15 protein-coding genes (1 of these 15 only partly in view) are annotated in these 21,001 nt (G+C 68.6%); 4 read left to right on the forward strand and 11 right to left on the reverse strand.

Annotation, left to right across the window (positions count from 1 at the left end; all coding sequences use genetic code 11):
- Both DKM19_RS52790 and DKM19_RS25895 read right to left on the reverse strand, forming a co-directional pair.
- Nucleotides 1-3,359, reverse strand: partial view of a type I polyketide synthase gene (locus DKM19_RS52790; RefSeq protein ID WP_162641758.1) — the beginning only. 9,262 nt of this gene lie to the left of the window's left edge; 3,359 of the gene's 12,621 nt are visible here — the first part of the coding sequence; its start codon is at nucleotides 3,357-3,359; its stop codon lies beyond the left edge, outside the window.
- 807 nt (nucleotides 3,360-4,166) lie between these two features.
- A complete protein-coding gene (locus DKM19_RS25895; protein ID WP_110698993.1) occupies nucleotides 4,167-5,762 on the reverse strand; it encodes an MFS transporter in 1,596 nt (531 codons plus the stop codon).
- Between the two features lie 178 nt (nucleotides 5,763-5,940).
- Here DKM19_RS25895 and DKM19_RS25900 point away from each other — a divergent pair, with 178 nt between their 5' ends.
- Entirely contained in the window at nucleotides 5,941-6,909 is a 969-nt protein-coding gene (locus tag DKM19_RS25900) for a zinc-binding alcohol dehydrogenase family protein (protein ID WP_110698994.1), read from the forward strand.
- An 11-nt stretch (nucleotides 6,910-6,920) separates the two neighbouring features.
- On the opposite strand, the gene dpgD is transcribed toward DKM19_RS25900, so the two are convergent.
- From dpgD to dpgA, 9 genes are read right to left on the reverse strand one after another with little or no spacing between them, the layout of a single operon-like run.
- Complete coding sequence (gene dpgD / locus DKM19_RS25905; protein ID WP_110698995.1) at nucleotides 6,921-7,712, reverse strand: enoyl-CoA-hydratase DpgD; 792 nt, start codon at nucleotides 7,710-7,712, stop codon at nucleotides 6,921-6,923.
- Nucleotides 7,696-9,501: a biotin carboxylase N-terminal domain-containing protein gene (locus tag DKM19_RS25910; RefSeq protein WP_110705979.1), complete on the reverse strand. Its 1,806-nt coding sequence runs from the start codon at nucleotides 9,499-9,501 to the stop codon at nucleotides 7,696-7,698. Before DKM19_RS25910 ends, dpgD begins: the two co-directional genes overlap by 17 nt.
- A gap of 52 nt (nucleotides 9,502-9,553) precedes the next feature.
- Nucleotides 9,554-9,784 (reverse strand): acyl-CoA carboxylase subunit epsilon, encoded by a 231-nt coding sequence (locus DKM19_RS25915; RefSeq protein WP_110698996.1) that lies wholly within the window; start codon nucleotides 9,782-9,784, stop codon nucleotides 9,554-9,556.
- Nucleotides 9,781-11,415 (reverse strand): acyl-CoA carboxylase subunit beta, encoded by a 1,635-nt coding sequence (locus DKM19_RS25920; RefSeq protein WP_110698997.1) that lies wholly within the window; start codon nucleotides 11,413-11,415, stop codon nucleotides 9,781-9,783. Before DKM19_RS25920 ends, DKM19_RS25915 begins: the two co-directional genes overlap by 4 nt.
- 30 nt (nucleotides 11,416-11,445) lie before the next feature.
- Entirely contained in the window at nucleotides 11,446-12,906 is a 1,461-nt protein-coding gene (locus DKM19_RS25925) for an aldehyde dehydrogenase family protein (RefSeq protein WP_110698998.1), read from the reverse strand.
- A 2-nt stretch (nucleotides 12,907-12,908) separates the two neighbouring features.
- A complete protein-coding gene (locus DKM19_RS25930; protein ID WP_204358222.1) occupies nucleotides 12,909-14,597 on the reverse strand; it encodes a thiamine pyrophosphate-binding protein in 1,689 nt (562 codons plus the stop codon).
- Complete coding sequence (gene dpgC, locus DKM19_RS25935) at nucleotides 14,594-15,916, reverse strand: (3,5-dihydroxyphenyl)acetyl-CoA 1,2-dioxygenase DpgC (protein ID WP_239513591.1); 1,323 nt, start codon at nucleotides 15,914-15,916, stop codon at nucleotides 14,594-14,596. Before dpgC ends, DKM19_RS25930 begins: the two co-directional genes overlap by 4 nt.
- Nucleotides 15,913-16,632: an enoyl-CoA-hydratase DpgB gene (gene dpgB / locus DKM19_RS25940; RefSeq protein WP_110698999.1), complete on the reverse strand. Its 720-nt coding sequence runs from the start codon at nucleotides 16,630-16,632 to the stop codon at nucleotides 15,913-15,915. Before dpgB ends, dpgC begins: the two co-directional genes overlap by 4 nt.
- Nucleotides 16,633-16,678: 46 nt before the next feature.
- Nucleotides 16,679-17,830: a 3,5-dihydroxyphenylacetyl-CoA synthase DpgA gene (gene dpgA, locus DKM19_RS25945; protein ID WP_110699000.1), complete on the reverse strand. Its 1,152-nt coding sequence runs from the start codon at nucleotides 17,828-17,830 to the stop codon at nucleotides 16,679-16,681.
- A gap of 770 nt (nucleotides 17,831-18,600) precedes the next feature.
- On the opposite strand from dpgA, the gene DKM19_RS25950 reads away from it, so the two are divergent.
- The 3 genes from DKM19_RS25950 to DKM19_RS25955 all read left to right on the forward strand — a co-directional run bounded on the left by DKM19_RS25950 (nucleotide 18,601) and on the right by DKM19_RS25955 (nucleotide 20,914).
- Nucleotides 18,601-19,320: a TetR/AcrR family transcriptional regulator gene (locus DKM19_RS25950; RefSeq protein ID WP_110699001.1), complete on the forward strand. Its 720-nt coding sequence runs from the start codon at nucleotides 18,601-18,603 to the stop codon at nucleotides 19,318-19,320.
- Between the two features lie 221 nt (nucleotides 19,321-19,541).
- Entirely contained in the window at nucleotides 19,542-19,778 is a 237-nt protein-coding gene (locus tag DKM19_RS49755; RefSeq protein WP_162641759.1) for a hypothetical protein, read from the forward strand.
- A gap of 356 nt (nucleotides 19,779-20,134) precedes the next feature.
- Nucleotides 20,135-20,914 (forward strand): thioesterase II family protein, encoded by a 780-nt coding sequence (locus DKM19_RS25955; RefSeq protein WP_110699002.1) that lies wholly within the window; start codon nucleotides 20,135-20,137, stop codon nucleotides 20,912-20,914.
- Nucleotides 20,915-21,001: the final 87 nt, after the last annotated feature.

The raw sequence follows: 21,001 nt of genomic DNA on the forward strand, positions 1-21,001 counted from the left end.
AGCGCTTCGGGCGCCTGCCTGGCGAACTCCCGCACCCGCGATGTCATCGCGTCCACGGCCGCCGCGGACTTCCCGGACACCACCCACGGAACAAGCGGAGAGCGACCGTCACCCTCGGCCTCGTCCTCGGCCGGTACACCTTCCAAAATCACGTGCGCGTTGGTGCCGCTGACTCCGAACGACGACACCGCGGCCCGACGCGGCCGCTCCGCCGCCGGCCACGGCCGCGCCTCGGTCACCAGCTCCACTGAGCCCGCTGACCAGTCCACGTGCGGCGATGGCTCGTCAACGTGCAGCGTCGCGGGCACCACGCCCCGCCGCATCGCCTCCACCATCTTGATCACGCCGCCTACCCCGGCGGCAGCCTGCGCGTGGCCGATGTTCGACTTCAGCGAGCCTAAGTACACCGGCAAGCCGGCGTCGCGATCCTGCCCATAGGTGGCGATCACTGCCTGCGCCTCGATCGGATCGCCCAGCGTCGTCCCCGTCCCGTGCGCCTCGACGACATCGACGTCACGCCCCGACAGCCTTGCCTGATCGAGAGCCTGGCGGATGACGCGCTGCTGGGAGGGGCCGCTCGGAGCTGTGAGGCCGTTGCTCGCTCCGTCCTGGTTCACCGCGGTGCCGCGAACCACCGCGAGCACCCGATGGCCCAGCCGGCGCGCATCGCTGAGCCGCTCCACCAGCAGCATCCCCGTGCCCTCCGACCAGCCCGTCCCGTCTGCCGCCGCCGCGAACGGCTTGCACCGCCCGTCTCTTGACAGCCCCCGTTGCCGGCTGAACTCCACGAACGCCGAGGGCGTGGACATGATGGCCACCCCACCCGCGAGTGCCAGGTCACATTCGCCCGACCGCAGTGCCTGAGCCGCGAGGTGCAGCGCCACCAGCGACGACGAACACGCCGTGTCCACCGTCACCGCCGGACCCTCCAGTCCGAAGACATAGGAAACCCGGCCGGAGGCCACGCTCCCCGCGCTCCCGGTACCTAGGTATCCCTCCAGGTCAGCCGGCAGGTCCACGCCGCCGGTCGCGTAGTCATGGAACATGACCCCCGCGAAGACTCCGGTCCGTGATCCGCGCAGCGAGGTCGGGTCGATTCCGGCACGTTCGATCGCTTCCCACGAGGTCTCCAGCAGCAGCCGCTGCTGCGGATCCATCGCCAGCGCCTCACGCGGCGAGATGCCGAAGAACTCCGCGTCGAAATCACCCGCGTCGTAGAGGAAACCGCCCTCGCGCACGTACGAGGTACCTGGCGTCTCCGGATCCTCGTCGTAAAGGGCAGCAAGATCCCATCCGCGGTCGGCCGGGAAGGGCCCCACGGCGTCAGTCGAGTTTTCCACCAGGCGCCACAGATCCTCTGGCGACCGCACGCCACCGGGATACCTGCACGACATCCCAACGATCGCCACCGGCTCGGCCGACCAGGTCCCGGTTCGTGTCCGGCGCCGTTCCCGGGATTTCACCTCGGCCCGCTCGCCGGTAAGGCGATGCAGGAGCTCAGCGGCAAGCTCGGCCGGTGTGGGGTGGTCAAAGGCGATCGTCACCGCGAGTTCCAGCCCCGTGAGAGCGGCCAGCCGGTTACGCAGGCTGACCGCCGCCATGGAGTTGAGGCCAAGGGACCTGAAGTCGCGCAGCGGATCGACCTCTCCGAGGCCGCTCAGGCCCTTGACCGCCGCGGTGGCGGCCCGGACCAGGTCCGATACGACCGAAAGCCGATCGCTGTAGGCAAGCAGCCGCCCCAGGCTCGCGAGAAGCCCGGCACGGACCGCGGGAACGTCGTTTTCCCCGGTGTCGACGGGAACGGAGATCTCCGCATCGGAGATCAGCAGGTCCGCCTTCTTTCCGGCCAGTGCGCGTCGCATCGGCTTACCGGAACCGGTCCGCGGGACCGCGTCGATGGCGTAGATCTCAGCGGGCACCTTGTGCGGTGCAAGCCGCCGGCGGCACAGGTCAAGGAGCACTCGTCCGTCCGGATCGCCGTCTGGCGCGGGCACCACGTAGGCGACCGGGACTTCGCCCAGCCGGTCGTCCAGTCGTCCCGCCACGATGACGTCGCTGACGCCAGGCGCGCCGAGCAAGGCCTTCTCGATCTCGCCTGGATGAATGTTCTCGCCGCCACGGATGATCAGCTCCTTGAGTCTGCCCGTGATGGTGAGGAAGCCGAGCTCATCACGACGCGCCACGTCGCCCGTGCGATACCAGCCGTCCTGGAGCGCCTCCGCGGTCGCGTCCGGACGATTGTGGTAACCGGCCATGACGTTGGGCCCGCTGACCCAGACCTCTCCCTCAGTGCCAGGGGTGACCACGTCACGTCGGCTCTCGGGATCGACCAAGCGGACCGCGAGACCCGGCACAGGGATTCCGCAGCTGCCTTGAGGAGCGCCGCCGGGCGCCGTCATGGTGATCGCTCCGGACGTTTCGGTGCTTCCGTAGCTGTCGAGGAGGGGTATTCCGAAGGTCTCTTCGAACGCGAGCCGGAGGTCGGGAGTGGTTACCGCACCGGTCACGAGGCACGCGCGAAGCGCCGGCGCGTGCATCCCGTCCGCGGCGGCCTCCAGGAGGTGACGGTACATCGTGGGCACGCCGGCGAGCATGGTGAAAGGCTCGGCGCGCATCGCGCCGAGAACGTCAGCCGCCGAATAACCAGGGAGAATATGGGCAGTGGCACCGGTGGCGACGACGCCGACCACGCACAGCACGTGAGCGAGGCTGTGGTACAGCGGCAACGGCCACAGCAACAGCTCGTTTTCGGAAAGGCCGAGCTGGGGCGCGTAGCACGCCGCGACCGACCAGAGCGCGTTGCGCTGGGTCGCCAGCACCCCCTTGGGTTCGCCCGTGGTTCCCGACGTGTAGAGCGACCATGCGATCTCGTCCAGCCCCAGGTCGTCCCGGGCCGGATATGGCGGTTCGGTCCCGATGAGGTCCGCGTAAGGGTATTCCGCGGCAGAATCGTCGACGACGACGAGAGGTGTTCCGGACGCACCGCAGCGATCCAGCACAGCCGCGAGCCGCTCCGCCCGCGGGCGGTCCGTGATGACGGCGTTGGCGGCGCTGTCACGGAGGACGTGCGTCAGCTCATCCGGCGAACTGTGCGGATCAACGGGGATGGCGACCGCGGCGGCCCGCAGGACAGCCAGATAGCTCTCCGGGACCTCCACGCTGTTGCCGAGGCAGATGAGCACGCGGTCACCACGTTCGACACCCAGACTCGCCAGGTGACCGGCGAGCCGTGCGGTGTTCCGTTCGAGTTCGGCGTACGTGACGTCACGCCGATGATCACGATAGGCGAGCTTGTCGCCGCGGCACACGGCATGGGAACGAAGAAGTTCAGCCAGCGGCCGTACCAGTTCACTGCGCACTTGCGTACTCCCCGCCGGAGCTCGGATCTGCCAATCACGCAATCGGCGTGATCCAGCTCTAGAAGACACCGTGCTTGCAGTCTTGGTCACGGCGGTCGGCGCAGGTAACCCCTAATCAATAGGCTGTATCCGACCCCTGAGCCACAACCCCTCAGCACCCCTACATATCGACGCGGAATAGCATCAAATCCCCCTTTTGCCATTTATCCAAGGTTGCGATTCAAATCCGTGCGATCACTCTGTATGTTCGTTGGCGCCGGGTGTGGCCTGCCGATAGGGCGGCTGCTTGGCCTTCGGCCTATTTCCCGGGGGCGTTCCAGGTTCGAGCCGCGGCTGCCGGCAACGGCGAAGATCGCCAACGTGCCGGCCGGCCGAAGCTGTGCACAGGCGACCGTGATCAGATCCATCCACCGGCCGGTAACCGCGCCGAGGAAAGGCGCGCGCGGGCCGTGCCCGATCAGGCCTTCGCGAACCGATGGAAATACTCTTGGTCGAAGCGGCGCAGGTAGGCCGAATGTTCTGTGGGGCGCTGCCGAGGTCGGCTCACTCGGCCGCCAAGAAGCATCCGGCCGAAATCCGGAACGCCGAAGACAAGGAGCACGCCCAGGCCTCGGTCAAGGACTTCCAGGCCGCCTCCGGCGCCGAATACCCCAGGGCGGTTCGCCAAGGTGGTCAACGACCTGGACGAGCTGCTCGCCGACAATCCCCTATCACCGAGAGGCAGCCGGTAGCCACCTAATGATCTTGATCCGGGCGTATTGACGATTCCTCAAGATGTGATGGGCGGCCCGACTTCGCTCGGTGCCGTCAGGAGACCTGATCGTGCCGCCGCAGCGGGCCGGCGGCGGCCTGCTCTCCCTGCGCTTCCTCTTCGCTCTGGCCCTCGGCGTCGTCTGAAATGATCTTTGGTACGGAGCCCAAGGTCAGTAGCGCGACGGCCGCGGCGGCCAGGGCGAGCGCGACGCTGCAGTAAAGGTTGATGTGCAGGGCGTCCACGAAGGCCGACCGGGCTGCGGCGACGGCCTGCCCGGCGAGATCGGCGGGGAGTTCGGCCGCCGCCTCGACGGCTCCGGCCAGCGAGCCCCCGATCCGCGCGGCCGGGTCCCCAGTGATTCCGGACGGTACGGAGACCTCGCTCCGGTAGACCGCGTTCACCACCGACCCGAGCAAAGCGATGCCCAGCGCGGCGCCCAGCTGTGATGCGGTCTCCGAGGCCGCGGACGCCGACCCCGCCTGGGTCTTGGGTACCGTCGCGAGGATGGTGTCGGAGGTGATGGCGAGCGTGATCGACATGCCCAGCCCGGTCAGCATGATCGCCGCAAAGACCAGCACATAGTTGATCTGCTGGTCAAGCAGAACGGCGGAGGCCCCGAACGCGCCGGCGCCGATGACCAATCCGACGGTTATCGCCCTGGCTCGGCCCAACAAGTTGATCAGGAGCGGGGCGAGTGCCGCACCGCCGATCATTCCGCCGACCGCGCTGGGCAGTCCGGCCAGGCCCGCCTGCCAGGGCGACCAGTCGAGGACCAGCTGCCAGAACTGCGCGAACATCAGGGACTGCGCGATAATCGAGAACATCGCGATCATGTTGACGACGATCGAGCCGGAGTACGCCCGGATCCGGAATAGCCGGAAGTCGATCAGCGGGTCGGCCAGTCGGCTCTGCCGGCGGACGAACATGACCAGCAGCACTGCCCCGACGATGCCGACGACCAACCGCGTCACCTCGACCCCGTTGGCGGCCATCTCCTTGATCGCCCAGATGCAGCCGACCACCCCGGCGGCGGAGAGCGCGACGCTGGGGAAGTCAAGCGTCCTGGATCCCGGGTCGCGCGACTCGGGGAGCAGCAGCACTCCGGCGACGAACATCACAAGCATGACCGGCACGTTGCACAGGAAGACCGAACCCCACCAGAAGTGGTCCAGCAGCGCGCCGCCGACCAGCGGGCCCATGCCCACGCCCAGGGCGCTGACCCCGGTGAACATGCCGACCGCCATGGCACGCTCCTTGTGGGCCCGGAAAACGTTGCGGATCAGCCCCAGCGCGGACGGCATGAACGTTGCGCCCGCCGCGCCGAGCAGCACCCGGGCCACGATCAGCAACTCGGCGTTCGGCGCGTAGGCCGTCAGCGTCGAGGTGACGGCGATCGCGCCGACCCCGATGAGGAGGAGGCGCTTGCGCCCGATGTGGTCTCCGAGCCAGCCCATTGTGATCAGGAGGGCGGCGATCGCGAAGGCGTAGCCGTCTGCGATCCAGAGTATCTGGGTGGCCGACGGATGAAGGTCGGTGACCAGCCGGGGAATCGCCAGGTGCAGCACGGTCAAGTCGATGGAGAGGACGAGGCCGCCGACTGCGGCGATCGCCATCGTGCCCCACTTCTGGGCGGTAGAGATCGAGTCCATAGTGCCGGGATCTGCCTTTCCATTGGCTCTGGGCTGATGAGCGGAAGAACGATGCGGTCAAGGCGCCGTCCCGCTTGACACGTGGGATCACCCGACTGCACACTGAACACCGTATCAGCGAATCGAGATTCGCTGAAGATTGATTCAGTTTCATTCGAGAGGCTCAGGTGGTTCAGACATGCATGCGGCCGTACTCAACGCGTTTGGCACGTTGCCCCGCTCGGCGGAATTCTCCGACCCTGTTGCGGGCGAAGGAGAGTCTCTGATCGAGGTCCGCGCAGCCGCCCTCCACCGGGTGGATCGGGTGCGTGCGACGGGCGACCACTACACCAGCGGCAACCCGGGTGACCTGCCGCTGGTCTGCGGCCTCGACGGCGTCGGGATCAGCCCGGACGGTGGCCGGTACTACTTCGCGCTCCCGCGGGCCCCATACGGATCGATGGCGGAGCGCACCGTCGTGCCGAACTGGATGCTCGCCCCGATGCCCAGCCAGCTCTCGGACGCGGAGGCTGCGGCGTTGATCAACCCCGGCATGGCGGCCTACCTCCCGCTCGCCTGGCGCGGGCGGCTCGCCGCGGGCGAGACGGTGCTCGTCATCGGCGCGACAGGGGTGACCGGCCGGCTCGCGGTCCAGATGGCGCGTCTCCTGGGTGCCGGGCGCGTGGTCGCCGCCGGGCGCAACCCGCAGGCACTGGAGTCGCTGACCGAGCTCGGCGCCGACTCGCTGATCTCGTTGGACCGGCCCAAGGACGAGCTGGTGTCCGCCTTCGCCGCCGAGGCGGGCAAGGACGGCTTCCAGGTCGTCGTCGACTACCTGTGGGGACCGCCCATGGAGGCCCTGCTTGCCGCCATCACCCTGCACGAGTTCAAGGCGGTCGAGCACGAGACCCGGATCGTCCAGGTCGGGGACATCGCCGGACCTACGCTCGAACTGCCCGCCGACGCACTGCGCAGCGTCCCGGTGACGCTGACGGGCTCGGGAGGATTCGTCCCGATGGAGGTGCGAACCGAGGCATTCGGCAAACTCTGCGAGTTCGCGGCCTCCGGCGCGATCAAGATCGCCGTGGAGGAGGTCCCATTGGCAGAGGTGGAGGAGGCCTGGCGGCGGGGCGACCGGGACGGCCGACGCCAGGTGCTCATCCCCTAGGCGCGACCCGCTCAACGTCCCAGCCACCGCGGTGGGCGCTTCTCCGCGAACGCGCGCGGGCCTTCGAGCGCGTCCTCACTGTGCATCCGGCGCTCCTCCCAGATGTACCGGGTGGCGAAGGCCCGCTCCAGCGGCAGACCGGCGGACGTCTGCGCCGCTTCCTTCACCGCTCGTACGGAGAGGGGCGCGCAGCTGAGCACGTCGGCTACCCAGGAGTCCACGCAGGCATCCAGCTCCTCGCCTGGCACGACCTCGTTCACCAGGCCGTACTCCAGAGCCTGCGCGGCCGAAAGGCGGCGTCCGGTGATGAGCAGCCCCATCGCGGTCCGGTAGGGGAGCTGCCGGGTGAGGCGGAAGACGCCGCCGGCCCCCGGGATGAGGCCGAGCCGGGCCTCGGGCAGCCCGAAGGTAGCGTGTTCCGCGGCGATGATGAGGTCGCAGGCCAGGGCGATTTCGAACCCGCCGCCCAGCGCGTGACCATTGACCCTGGCGATGACCGGCTTGGCGAGCGAGAAGCGCTCGGTGAGGCGTGGCCAGCCAGGCTTCCCCCGGCTGCCGAAGGTCGACGGCCGGGCGGTGCCGTTCTCGTTCTGGACCGCGAGCTCCTTGAGGTCCTGCCCGACGCTGAAGGCACGATTCCCGGCTCCGGTGAGCACGGCGACCCACAGGTCGTCGTCGGCCTCGAAGTCGTCCCATACCCGGGCCAGCTCCTCGTGCGTGGCCAGATCCATGGCGTTGAGGACCTCGGGACGGTCGAAGGTCACGTGGGCCACGTGCTCGCGCTTCTCATACCGGACTCGCAACGTCGGCTCCCTCGGTAATGGCGCAGACGGCAAAGCCCGTCCCGACCGAGGCCCCGACCTCGACGGCGAGGCCGCGGACCGTGCCGGTCCGGTGCGCGGTGAGCGGCTGCTCCATCTTCATCGCCTCCAGGACGACCACGAGGTCACCTTCCTGGACGAGCTGTCCCTCCTCGACGGCGACCTTCACGACCGTGCCTTGCATCGGCGCGGCGAGCGTCTCGCCGGACTCCGCGGTCGCGGCCTTCCGGAGGTCCCGCCGCCTGGGCCGTACCGCGGCCGGTCCCGCGGTTCGCGCCGGGCGGAGGCCGAGACCGGCCGGCACCGAGACCTCCAGGCGACGACCGCCCACCTCCACCACGACGGTCCCGCGTTCGTACTGGTCGGTGGGGTTGGCGGGGCCCGCCTCAGGGTTTCCGGCGAACTGCGGGATGGTGTTGACGAACTCGGTCTCGATCCACTGGGTGTGGACCGAGAAGGGGCCCGCCGAGCCCTTCAGCTCGGGGGCGAAGGACGGATCCGCCACCACGGCCCGATGGAAGGGAAGCGTGGTGGCCATCCCCTCGACCCGGAACTCGGCCAGCGCCCTGGCCGCCCGCCGCAGCGCCTGCTCGCGGGTGGCGCCGGTGACGATCAGCTTGGCCAGGAGCGAGTCCCAGGCCGGTCCGATCACGCTGCCGCTCTCCACCCCGGAGTCCAGCCGTACTCCCGGGCCCGACGGCGGCGCGAAGACGGTCACCACGCCGGGAGCCGGAAAGAAGCTCCGGCCGGGGTCCTCTCCGTTGATGCGGAACTCCAGAGAGTGCCCGCGCACCTCGGGATCGTCGTAGCCGAGGGCCTCGCCATCGGCGATGCGCAGCTGCTCGAGCACGAGGTCGATTCCGGTCACCTCCTCGGTGACCGGGTGTTCCACCTGGAGCCGGGTGTTGACCTCCAGGAACGACATCGTCCCGTCGGCGCCCACAAGGAACTCCACGGTGCCCGCGCCGACATACCCGGCTTCCCGGAGGATGGCCTTCGAGGCGTCATACAGCCGCCGGGTCTGCTCCGTCGTCAGAAAGGGAGCCGGAGCCTCCTCGACGAGCTTCTGGTGCCGCCGCTGGAGAGAGCAGTCGCGCGTGGAGACCACAACGACGTTGCCGTGAGCGTCGGCCAGGCACTGCGTCTCCACGTGCCGCGCCCGGTCGAGGTAGCGCTCCACGAAGCATTCACCTCGCCCGAAGGCGGAGACGGCCTCCCGCACGGCGGACTCGAAGAGCACAGGCACCTCGTCCAGGGTCCGCGCCACCTTTAGGCCGCGTCCACCGCCGCCGAACGCGGCCTTGATGGCGACGGGCAGCCCGTGCCTCTCGGCGAACGCCACCACCTCCGCGGCGTCGGCCACCGGGCCCGGGGTGCCGTCGACCAGCGGTGCCCCGGCCCGCTCGGCGATCCGCCGGGCCGCGACCTTGTCGCCCAGGTCGCGGATCGCCTGCGGCGGCGGCCCGATCCAGATCAGCCCGGAGTCCAGTATCGCCTGGGCGAAGTCTCCGTTCTCGGAGAGGAATCCGTAACCCGGGTGGACCGCGTCGGCACCGGAGTCGGCAGCGGCCCGGAGCACCTTGGCGATGTCCAGGTAGCTGGCCGCCGGAGTGTCGCCTCCCAGTGCGAACGCCTCGTCGGCCGCTCGGACGTGGACGGCGTCGCGATCCGGTTCGGCGTACACAGCTACGCTTCTGATCCCGGCGTCGTGGCAGGCCCGGATCACCCGGACCGCGATCTCGCCGCGATTGGCGACGAGAACCTTGTGCAGTGCCACCGCAGCCTCCTTCCTGTCGATGCTCCGTGCGATGTGGCGGCCGCGCTCAAAAGAGCGGTCGCCACGCGGGATGGGGCCGGGCCGCCCATGAAAGGGCGGGGGCCGAGAGGAACGGGGCGGCCCAACGGCTGGCCACGGTGGCGGGCGGGTCGTCGTCCTCGGGGAAGCCGGTGGCCAGCACCGTGGCGAGCACGACGGTGAGCGCGGCCAATTCGTGGGGGTCCGGATTCCCCCGGACGATCTGGATCGTCGAGGGCTCGGGGAGTAATGGATTCACTGCGGCTGGTTCCCGTGCTTGCGGCTGGGCAGGGAGGCGTTCTTGGCACTGAGCATGGACAGTGCCGCGATGAGCCGAGCCCGGGTCTCGCCGGGCTCGATGACGTCGTCCACGAGACCCCGTTCGGCGGCGTAGTAGGGGTGCATGAGCTGCTCCCGGTACTCGGCGGCCCGGTGCCGCCGCATCCGCTCCGGGTCCTCCGCGGCCGCGATCTCCCGCCGGAAGATGATGTTGGTGGCGCCCTCCGCGCCCATCACCGCGATCTCGTTGGTCGGCCAGGCGAAGGACAGGTCCGCCCCGACCGACCGAGAGTCCATGACAATGTACGCGCCGCCGTACGCTTTGCGGAGGATGACCTGGATCCGGGGCACGGTCGCGTTGCAGTAGGCGTACAGCAGCTTCGCGCCGTGCCGGATGATCCCGCCGTGCTCCTGCTCGACGCCGGGCAGGAACCCTGGCACGTCGACGAGCGTCACCAACGGGATGTTGAACGCGTCGCACATCGCGACGAACCGTGCGCCCTTCTCGCTGGCCTCGATATCGAGGGCCCCTGCGAGCCTGGCCGGCTGATTGGCGACGATCCCGGTCACCTGGCCGCCGAGCCGGGCCAGACCGCAGATGAGGTTCTCCGCCCACCGCTCGTGCACCTCGGTGAAGTCACCGTCGTCCACGATCTCCTCGATCACATGGCGCATGTCGTAGGAGCGGCGGGAGTCGGCGGGGACGAGGTCGAGGAGCCGGTCGGTGGGGCGGTCCGCCGGATCGCCGGGCGGCAGCGCGGGGGGCTGCTCGCGGTTGTTCGACGGCAGCAGCGAGAGGAGGTAGCGGACCTCCTCCAGGCACTGGGCCTCGTCGTCGTGGACGAAGGCCGCGACGCCCGAGGTTGTGGCGTGCACGTCGGCACCGCCGAGGTCGTCGTGGGTGATGGTCTCGCCGGTGACGGCCTGGATCACGTCGGGCCCGGTGATGAACATCTGCGAGGTGTTGCGGATCATGAAGACGAAGTCGGTCAGCGCGGGGGAATAGGCCGCGCCGCCGGCGCAGGGGCCAAGTATGACGCTGATCTGCGGGATGACCCCGGAGTTGCGGACGTTGCGCTGGAAGATCCCGCCGTACCCGGCGAGCGCGGAGACGCCCTCCTGGATGCGGGCCCCCGCGCCGTCGCACAGCCCGACGATCGGGGCGCCCGCGGCCGCGGCCAGGTCCATCAACTTGTGGATCTTCGCCGCGTGCGCCTCGCCCAGCGCACCGCCGAAGATCCGGAAGTCGTGCGCGTAGACGAAGACCGTCCGCCCGTGCACCGGCCCCCATCCGGTCACGACCCCGTCGGTATAGGGACGGCGGTCCTCGATGCCGAAGCCGCTGGCCCGGTGCCGGCGCAGCCCATCGATCTCGATGAACTCGCCGTCGTCGAAGAGCAGAGCGATGCGCTCGCGGACGGTCAGTTTGCCCCGCGCGCGCTGCTGTTCGGTGGCCCGGTCGCTCGGGCCGCGCCGGGCCTGCTCACGCCGTTCCCGGAGGGCGCCGACGGCGGCTCGCACGTCCGGTTCCAGCTCGCTCTCGGCTACGTCCCACTGTTCGGGCGCATTCAGCGCGGGGGTGAACGAAGCGTTTTCCTGGACAGCTGTCATCTCATCACCTTCGAAAGGTCTCGGAGTAACTCAGAACGCCGGAGATACCGCCGTGTCCCGCGTCGTGATCCAACGCCATTCGGTGAACTCGTCCCAATGGTGGAGTGCGCCGTGCCTGCTTCCGTTGCCGGAGGCGCCGAGCCCGCCGAACGGGACGTACGCGTCGTCCTCAATGATCGGATCGTTGATGTGCACGATGCCGACCCGGAGCCGGTCGGCCAGCGACTCGGCCCGCTCGGGAGCGCCGGTGACGATCGCGGCGACCAGCCCGTGCTCGTCGGTGTTCGCGACCTCGATCGCTTCCTCCTCGTCCCGGACCCGGACGATTGGCGCGACCGGGCCGAAGATCTCCTCCCGGAAGGCGGGCATCTCGGGCGTCACCCCGTCGAGGACCGTCGGCGCGTAGTACAGGTGCCGGTGCGTCCCGCCGGCCAGTAGCCGCGCCCCGCCCGTCACCGACTCGGCCACGATGTCACTGACCCGCTTGAGCTGTCCGGTGTCGATGAGCGGGCCGAGGCTCACCTCCTCGCGCCACGGGTCGCCGACGGTGATCTCATTCGCTCGGCGAGTCAGCAGTTCGGCGTAGGAGTCGGCCACCGCGTCAAGGACGATGTGCCGACCGGCGGCCATGCACACCTGCCCCTGGTGGAAGAACGAGCTGAACGCGCCGATCGCCGCTGCGGTCGCGATGTCGGCGTCGGCGAGGACGAGCAAGGCGTTGTTCCCTCCGAGCTCCAGCGAGGTGCGCTTGAGCGCCCGTCCCGCCCGCTCGCCGATGGCCCGGCCGACAGCGGTTGACCCGGTGAACGCGATCATCCCCACGGCGGGGTCTTCGACCAGCGCCGCACCGGCGACGGCCGTTCCTGGAAGAACGTGCAAGACGTTGTCCGGCAGCCCCGCCTCCTCGAAGAGCCGGGCGATCAGCAGGCCGCCGCAGACCGCGGTCCGCGGGTCGGGCTTGAGCACCACCGCGTTGCCGAGCGCCAGAGCGGGCGCGACCGCGCGCATCGACAGGACAAGGGGGACGTTCCACGGGCTGATCACGCCGACCACGCCGATCGGCGTCCGGTGCGCCACACTGCGCCTGCCCGGCGTCGGCGGAAGGAGATGACCCGGCGACTGGCCGGGCAGGCCCGCCGCCACATAGAGCTCGTCGAGCACGGACTCGATCTCGAACGCCGCCTTGCCCCGGGTGGAGCCGCTCTCCCGCACCAGCCACTCGGTGAACTCGTCCCGGTGGACGCGCAACAGGCCGGCGGCATCGCGCAGCACGCGAATCCGGTCCCGGTGCCCGGCCGCCGCCCACTGCCGTTGCGCGGCGGCGGCGAGCCTCGTGGCGCGGCGTACGTCGTCAGGGTCGGCGAGCCCGACCTTGGCCAGGACCTGACCAGTGGCCGGTTCCACGGCATCGGCCGAGCCGCCGCCCGGTCGCCGCCAGCCGCCGGAGCTGATCACCCCATCGAGGGTCTCAGGAAGCAACAGAGAAACCATGTCTACTCCTCCGGATTCAGCGGTGCCTTGGCGTGCCCGGCGATCGGGACCTCCACCAGCAGCGGTCCCTGGGCCGCGGTCGCCTTTGCGACCGTCTCGGCGAGTTCGGTGAGCGACCCGACGCGCACGGCCGGGACCCCGAACGTCTGCGCGGCGGCCAGGAAGTCGACGTGCGGCGGCGCGAGGTCGAGGCTGGCGTAGGCGGCGCTCCGCCCGGGCGCGTCCTCGTGCCAGGCGTCGAGGGTGTCCTTGAGCGTTCGGTACTCACCGTTGTTCATCACCACGAACGTCACGGGAACCCCCAGTCTGGCTGCGCTCCACAGGCCCTGGAGGCCAAACAGGGTGCAGCCGTCGCCGAGGACCGCGACGACCGGACGCCCCGGCGCGCCCAGCGCGGAGCCGACCGCCGCGCCGATCCCGTGGCCGAGGCCACCGCCGACCGTATGGACGTACGACCCGGGCCGGTTGAGCCGCAGCGCTTTGCGGAGCAGCACACCGGAGGTGATCGCCTCCTCCACGACGATGGCGTCGTCGGGCAGCGCGGCGGCGATCGCGCAGACGGCCGCCAGCGGATCCAGCCGGGTACCGCCTGGAGGGCTCGAGGCAGGACCCGCGGCAAAGCTCGCGAGTTCCGCGTTCCGGCGGGTGGCCCGCTCGGACGCCGCATCGAACCGCCGCCGTGCCGCGTCGTGGTCGGGGCGGAGGCCGTCGGCGAGGACGGCGAGGCTGGGCCGGATGGCGCCGACCATGGCGACCGTGGCCGGGAAGTTCCGCCCGATCTCCGCCGGGTCGCTGTCGAGTTGCACGACCCTGACGCCGTCGGGGATGGGCACGTCGGGCGTGTAGTGGTGCGGGGTGAAGGCGTGGCATCCGACGATCAGTACCGCGTCGTGCCCCGTCAGCGCCTGCCGTACGGCCGCGTTGGTCGCACCGAGCATTCCGGCGTGCAACGGGTGGGCGAAGGGGAAGTCCACCCCGTCGTGGAAAGGCTGGTGGAAGACCGTGGCGCCGAGCGCCTCCGCGACCTCGACAAGCTCGGCCACCGCGCCCTCCCGGCCGACGCCGTCACCGGCCACGATGGCCGGTGCGACGGCCGAGGAGAGCAGCGCCGCCGCTAGGCGCACGTTGCCGGGGTCCGCCGGGCCGGGCGTCCCGACGTCCCCGCGCGCCGGCACGTCCACCGGTGTCCGCTCCGCGAGCAGGTCCATGGGGATGGACAGGAACACCGGTCCCGCCGGTGCCCGGCGCGCCGCGGCGAAGGCCCTGCGGAACAGCACGGGCAGGTCGTGGCCGTGCTGGATCTCGTAGGACTCCTTGACGGCGGGTCGGGCGAGCGCGGCGAGGTCGGCGGAGAGCATCGGGTCCTGGACCAGGTGACGCCTGTCCTGCTGACCGGCCATGACGACCAGCGGCGTGCGTGAGCGGCGAGCGTTCAGCAGCCCGACGAGGCCGTTGGCGGTCCCGCCCGCCGCGTGCAGGCTGACGACCGCCGTCCGGCCGGTGGCGCGAGCGTACCCGTCAGCCATCGCGACCACCGACGCCTCCTGGACGCCAAGCACGTATTCGATTCGCGGGTCGCTCGACAGTGCCTCCAGCAGCGAAAGCTCGGTCGTCCCCGGATTGCCGAACACCCGATCCACGCCTTCCTCTCGGAGGATGTGGAGCAGTGCCTCGACGGGCGTGCGCATCATAGGGACCGGCCCGCCCGGCGCCCCACCTTGGCGATCACGTCATCGCCGTAGAGGCGCAGCGCCTGCTCAAACGCGAACTCCGCGAGATAGCCGCGGAAGGCGTCGAACGGCTCCTCGACGGTGTGCAGGATACGGCGGTTGGCCTGGACGGCCGGGGAGTCGAGTCGACGTACCACCACTTCCAGGGCAGAGTCCATGGCCTCCGCTGGGACCACCTCGTCGAACACCAGCCGTCCTTCCGCGCTGGAGGCCCAGATCTTGCTACCGGAGAGCAGGATCTGCCGGGTGAGCCGGGCACCGGTGTGGCGGCTCATCCGGAAGCTGCCCGCCCCCGGCACAATGCCCTCCTGGGCGGCGGGCAGGCTGAAGTAGGCGTCCGAGGCGGCGAGGACGTAATCGAAGACGAGCAGCAACTGCGCGCCGCCGCCGATCGCGAACGTGTCCACCGCGGCCACCCAGGGCTTGTGCGTGAACCGGTGCGGCCAGGTGTCGGGGCCGGGAGACAGCAGTCCCCGGTAGATCTTGTGGATGTAGCCGAGCTCCCGGCCCATCAGGAAGCCGGTGAAAGAGATCCGTCCCTCGTGCAGGTGCTTGAGGTTGATCCCGGCGCTGAACACCCGCCGCCCCGCGTAGCGCGGGTGCGTCATGACCCCGCCGCGCAGCACCCCGACCCGCGTGCACGGGTCGAGCAGCACGAGGTCCACGGCGGTCTCCATGTCCGCGATGAGCTCGTTGTCCTCGGCGTTTAGGCAGTGTGCGTTGTGGACGGTGAGCTGGGTCGTGCCGTCGCTGCGCTCCATGCGCACCGCGCCGAGCTCCACCAGCCCCTCGGCGGTGAAGGCGTCGAGTAGATCCAGCGCGCGGGTCGTCGGCATGAGCATGCTCTCCATGAGGTGCCTGCCCGCGGTGGGGGACCGGAGCACCGCGGAGAGGAACACCCCCTGGTCGATCTCCCGGCCCTCCTTCTCGGCCTGGGTGAGCTCCGCCTCCTCGGCCAGTTGCTCGCTTGTCGGGGTCAGACCGGGGAACAGATCCGCGGCCGTCAGCGCCAGCTCGGTGACCCGTGGCCGTCGGCGCAGGCCGTCGGTGAGTTCTGTGTAGACCTGGTCGACGTGCTCGGCGAGGAAGGCGGCGCGCGCCTGCCTCGCGACGCGGTGGATCTCCTCTGCCCGCGCGGCCTGGTCCCGGTCCCGGGCGGGTTTCACGGGCAGCTCCGCCAGCATCTGGTCGGCGGCCCCGGCGACGGCGGCCAGATGTTCCGCGTCGGCGGCGAGCGAACCAGACCAGGCCGGTACGGCGAGTTCCACGCCGGCGGTCATCGGGGCTCCTCGCAGTCGTCGGCTCGGCCCTTCCGTAGAGTGCGGTCGACGGCGGACAGGTGCCCCCCGAGCGCCTCCTCGTAGCTGCTGACCACGGCCTCCAGCAGTAGTCTGCGCCGCACCGCCAGCTCGGTACCGGCGAGTTCACCGGCCTGGCCGACCACCACGGCGGCCGCGGCGGCCGTGTCCTCGGTCACCTCATCGAGCAGGCCGAGCTCCAGGGCCTCCCGCGCGGTCAGGCGCCGGCCGAACAGCGCCATCCGCCGAGCGGTCGCCATGCCGAACTGCTGCACCAGCCGGTGCAGCGCCATCCCGGGCCAGAGCATCCCTTCGCTCCGCGCCACCCCCAGCCGAACGTCCGGCGCGCCGATTCGGTAGTCGGTGGCCAGGAGCAGATCCAGCGACTGGCCCGAGCACTCGCCGGAGACCAGCGCGATGGTGGGAACGCCGAGCCACTCGAGCCTGCGCACCACCCGCTCCCACTTGTTGACCAGGGTGACACTCACATCCTTGGTCCATCCCGTGACCGCCTGCGCGTCCGGGTCGGGGCCGGCCAGTTCAAGCACGACCGGGCGCGGGACAGCGGAGTCCTCGGCCCGGTCACAGAGCTCGGAAACCTTGAAGATGATGTCGTCGGACGACCAGTAAGGATCGTCCAGCTGAAGGCGTAGATCGATGATGTCCGCAACCACGCCGGAGGAATAGACGGGCGACATACTGTTTACCTCTTTCTCTCAGGCTTTTTGTTCGGTCGACGGGTGCTCAGCATCGGACAAGCGCGGTTTCGATCGTCGACCCCGGGCCCATGGTCATGAATACGGCATGGTCGCCGGGCCGTACGACGCCCTCGTTGCGCAGCCGTTGGTAGGAGAAAAGGAAAGAGCCGCTCGATAGATTTCCGAAATCCCGGAGAACATCGGTGGTGTGCCGTAGATCATGCACGGTCAGACCCAGGTTGACGCGGACCGAGTCCACCACCTTCTTGCCACCGGAATGCACGATCCAATGCGTTATATCGGAACAGCGAAGGCCATTTCCTGCGAGCAGCCGGCTTATTACGCCCTCGGCATGTGCGCCGATGACATAGGGAACCTCGCGGTCCAGGAAGAAGCTGAACTTGACCGCCTCGTCGTCCCACTCGAAACGCATCGCGTCGATTGCCTCGGGAATCATGCAACTGGCGAAGTCCAGCAGTTCCGGGAGATCCGCGCAGGAACCGTCCGGCGCCTCTCCCGCACGGACCGCCAGCGCCGCCGACCCGTCTCCGAACAGGCTGTTGACCACAGATGTGCGCATCGTGCCATCGAACACATAGGCTGCCGAGCACGCTTCGGTGCAGACCAACACGGCTAGGTCGCCGGGGTGCGCGGCCGCCCATCCAGCGACTGCGGTGAGCCCGTTGAGCCCGGCATTGCATCCCATTCCGACTACGTCGAGCCGCGCGCAACTCGGGTCGAGGCCTAGCTCGCGGATCATGAGCGCCGTGAAGCCGGGCGTCAGAAAACCGGTGGAGGAGACGCACACCAGGTACCGAATGTCGGTGGCCTCGGCCCCGGCCTCCTTCAGACACTCGTTGAGGGCGCGGTTTCCCATGTCCAGCCCCTGCATGCGGTGCTTGGCCAGCAGCTGCCCCTGGCTCTCCGGCTGCCGGATTCCCTCCGGCCCCTCCGGGGGCAACGTCAGATAACGCCTTTCGATGGCGCTGTTCAAAAAGACCGAACGAACCTTTGGATCCGCCACCCGGAATTTGTCGAGCAGTTCCTCTTGCGTGTAGGAGCTATCCGGAACCGCCGTGCCGACGCCGAGGATTTTCGGCTTTAAACCGGCAAGTCCAAAAGTGCGCTTCGGCGCCTCTTTAGGATAGTTGGATGTTGTGTCGACCGCGCTGTCCACGATCGGCGTGAGACTCGCCATCTAACTTCTCCAATTCCCGAAAGGACATGTACTCCCGGGGTGTGAATGCGGGCCGTCCCCCGGCGTACGATGACCACCCCTAGTCCCAATGGGTACCTTAACGACCCTTAGCCGGATATGGGTATCCGGGTTCGGTGGGCGGCGACGGCCGCGATATAGGGGTGCTTAGGGGTTGAGTCCCGGGTATTGCGAAGCGGCATCTGTCAGGGCTTTATGCGCCCGCCGGTTCTTCCTCAAACTCCGACAAACAACTGCCATCAATATCACAGCCGAGGACCGACCATGGTGCGTAACGAACTAGTACGCCGCCACAGCCTGGCCGTCAACACCGCCCGGGCCCGCCGCCGGCGGCCGCCACAACAGCGACCGGGGCACCTGCGCCTCCTGAATCACCTTCCGGTGGCGTTGCCACAGCGGACATGGGCGTGGAGACGTGGACGAGCATGATGTTGACGTGCCGAACCGTGGCAACAAAGCCCCTGGTCCGAGCGTCAGGATCTTGACAATCCACGTCCCACCAGGAGCTTTGCCATCTTCCGATCACCGCCCGCATCAGACGATCGTCACCGACCGGTGATCAGCTCCAACGCCAACGGTCACTACGCCACGTATCGCCCATAGCTAAAGGATGGCAGGCGCCGCGCTCGCTCTATAGTGATCCTTAACGAATCTGTCTCATTGAATCTAGATTCAATGAACGCAGTTACAGATTTCGGTGATAGCCTCCCCGGTGGGAGGACGACGCGCCGTCCGGCGCTAAAGGAGTATCGATGGCCGAAATGACACCGGTCCGGTCTACGCAGGTCGGGGCGGAGACGAGGCAGGGCCCGCCGGCCGGCGGCACCAGGAAGGCCAAGGCCGCCGCGACCGAGGCCGCGCTGAAGGCTGCGGCGTTGCGGGTCTTCGAACGCTCCGGCTACATCAACGCCAAGGTCACCGACATCACCACGGAGGCCAACCGGTCCGCGGGCTCGTTCTACAGCCACTTCCCGCACAAGGAGGCGCTGCTGGAGGCGCTGCTTGCCGACTGGATCGAGGAGATGGGCGACGAGCTCACCGCCCACACCATGGTGCACGATCTCACCAACCGCGAACACCTGCGCTGGCACGTCGCCGTCGTGTGGGGCACCTACGGGCGGCGCCGGCCGGTACTCATCGCGTTGCAGCAGGCGGCGCTGAGCAGCGAGGCCTTCGCCCAGCGCATGCTGGAGCTTCGCTACGAGGAGACCGCGATGCTGCGCGCCCACCTGGACGACATGCGCGCCAAAGGAGTCCCGCTCGCGGGCCGGTCCGCCGTACTCGCCTCGGCGGTGCTCGCGCTGCTCGAACAGTTCTGCCGGGTGTGGCTACTGGAGGGCGGCGACCCGATCACGCCGGAGCTGTCCGACGATGAGGCCATCGACACGGTCACGGATCTGCTGCTCTACGGCCTGACCGGGCCGCCGGCCGACTGGCGCTCAGCAGTGCCCTCCGACGGTGACGGCCGCTGACGGCGAGCAAGCGCATTCGCTCCATCTAGCGTGCACGAGCTTCAGCCCTCATCAGCAGCCGCCGCTGCCGTTCATCGAGATGAGGAAGATCGCCTGAAACTCCGCCCTCGGCGTCTCCCCCTCTCTGCGTCACACCCACGCCATCTCAACGACGAACTCCACCAGACCCGCGCCCCGATCAGCCACTACCGCCGCCGCGGCGACCCACTCCCTCAAGATTTATGCATGTAGTACAGGCCGGCCGGGCCACCAAGCCCGGCGCTGCCGGGCAGCCAGTGGAACCGGTCCCGGTCAGCTACCGTGAACTGCCCAAATTCCTGCGCATCCTCGTCCTGCTCCCGCCCCAGCAGAACACCGAGGCCGACCATGCCCTGCGCTGGTCGGCGCCGCCGACATCGTTTCCGCGCCAAGGCCTGTCCCGCCACTGGAACCAGGAGACAGCGGCAGCGATCACCTGAGTACTCACAGCAAAGATCATGATCTACAGCTGCCGTATCAGACCGGGCTCCTCCAAGGCCGCCGCCTCCCCGAACCCCTTCCTCCAGCGCCCTCGCTGAGCTCACGATCTCAGACAGACAGGCACCCACCGAATTATCGTAAAGCTCAATCAATCCTTATAGCGTGGAATTAAGGCAGTCTCACCGGAACGTCCCATCTCTGTAGGAGATGTGAACAGCTGTTTCTCCAGAAATAGGGGTCGGTGTCGGGGTAATCGCTCCCATCATGGGGCACCCGATTATCCTCTCAGGGGTTCTGTATGCGCTTCAGTCAAGTAAGGTCTCCATGTAACATCTGTCAGAGGTTGGGGTAAAAATTGACAGGCTCGCCGGACTTCTTCGATCAATGGTTCAAATCATTCCACCACGACGGCGCCGACGTCCGCCTCATATGTCTTCCGCACGCCGGTGGGTCGGCGAGTGGGTTCTTCCGGCTGTCCGCCGCATTGCCACCCTGGATCGAGGTGTTAGCCGCACAATATCCAGGACGCCAAGAGCGGCGACGGGAACCCGCTTTCACCGAAGTGCGCGCGCTTGCGGAGGCTCTGGCCGAGTTGCTGGCCGACCGGCAGGACCGGCCGTACGTCCTGCTTGGCCACAGCATGGGAGCCGTGGTCGCATTTGAATTGGCTCTGTCCATGCGGCGGCGCGGCGCCCGAAGCCCCGGGATGCTGATCGCCTCTGGCCGCAGGGCGCCCTCCACGACCCGGGCCGAGAGCGTCCATCGGCTGGATGACGCCGGCGTGGCGAACGAGTTGCGGCTACTCAACGGAACAGATCCGACCTTCCTCCAGGACCCAGAACTGATCGAAATGATTATGCCTGTCCTGCGCGCGGACTATCAGGCCCTGGAGACCTATCAGGCCGTACCGAACTCGGTCGTCGCCTGCCCGATCACGGCGCTGGTGGGTGACCATGATCCGCGCACCACCATCGACGAAGCGCGCGCCTGGCAGGCGCACACGGTGGCCGAATTCGACCTTCGCATATTCGCCGGCGGCCACTTCTTCTTCGATGACCGCCTGTCCGAGGTCGTGAACGTCCTCACCGATATCCTGCTCCCCTATTCGGCAGCGGCTCAAGACGCCCAGATGTGAATCACGAGCACACGTGAACCGACGAGAAGGATTCTGCGGCACGATGGCGGAACGAGGACGGCTCTCGAAAACTGCCGGGCTGAGCGT

The organism is Streptosporangium sp. 'caverna', assembly GCF_003203775.1.
GTDB classification, from domain to species: domain Bacteria; phylum Actinomycetota; class Actinomycetes; order Streptosporangiales; family Streptosporangiaceae; genus Streptosporangium; species Streptosporangium subroseum.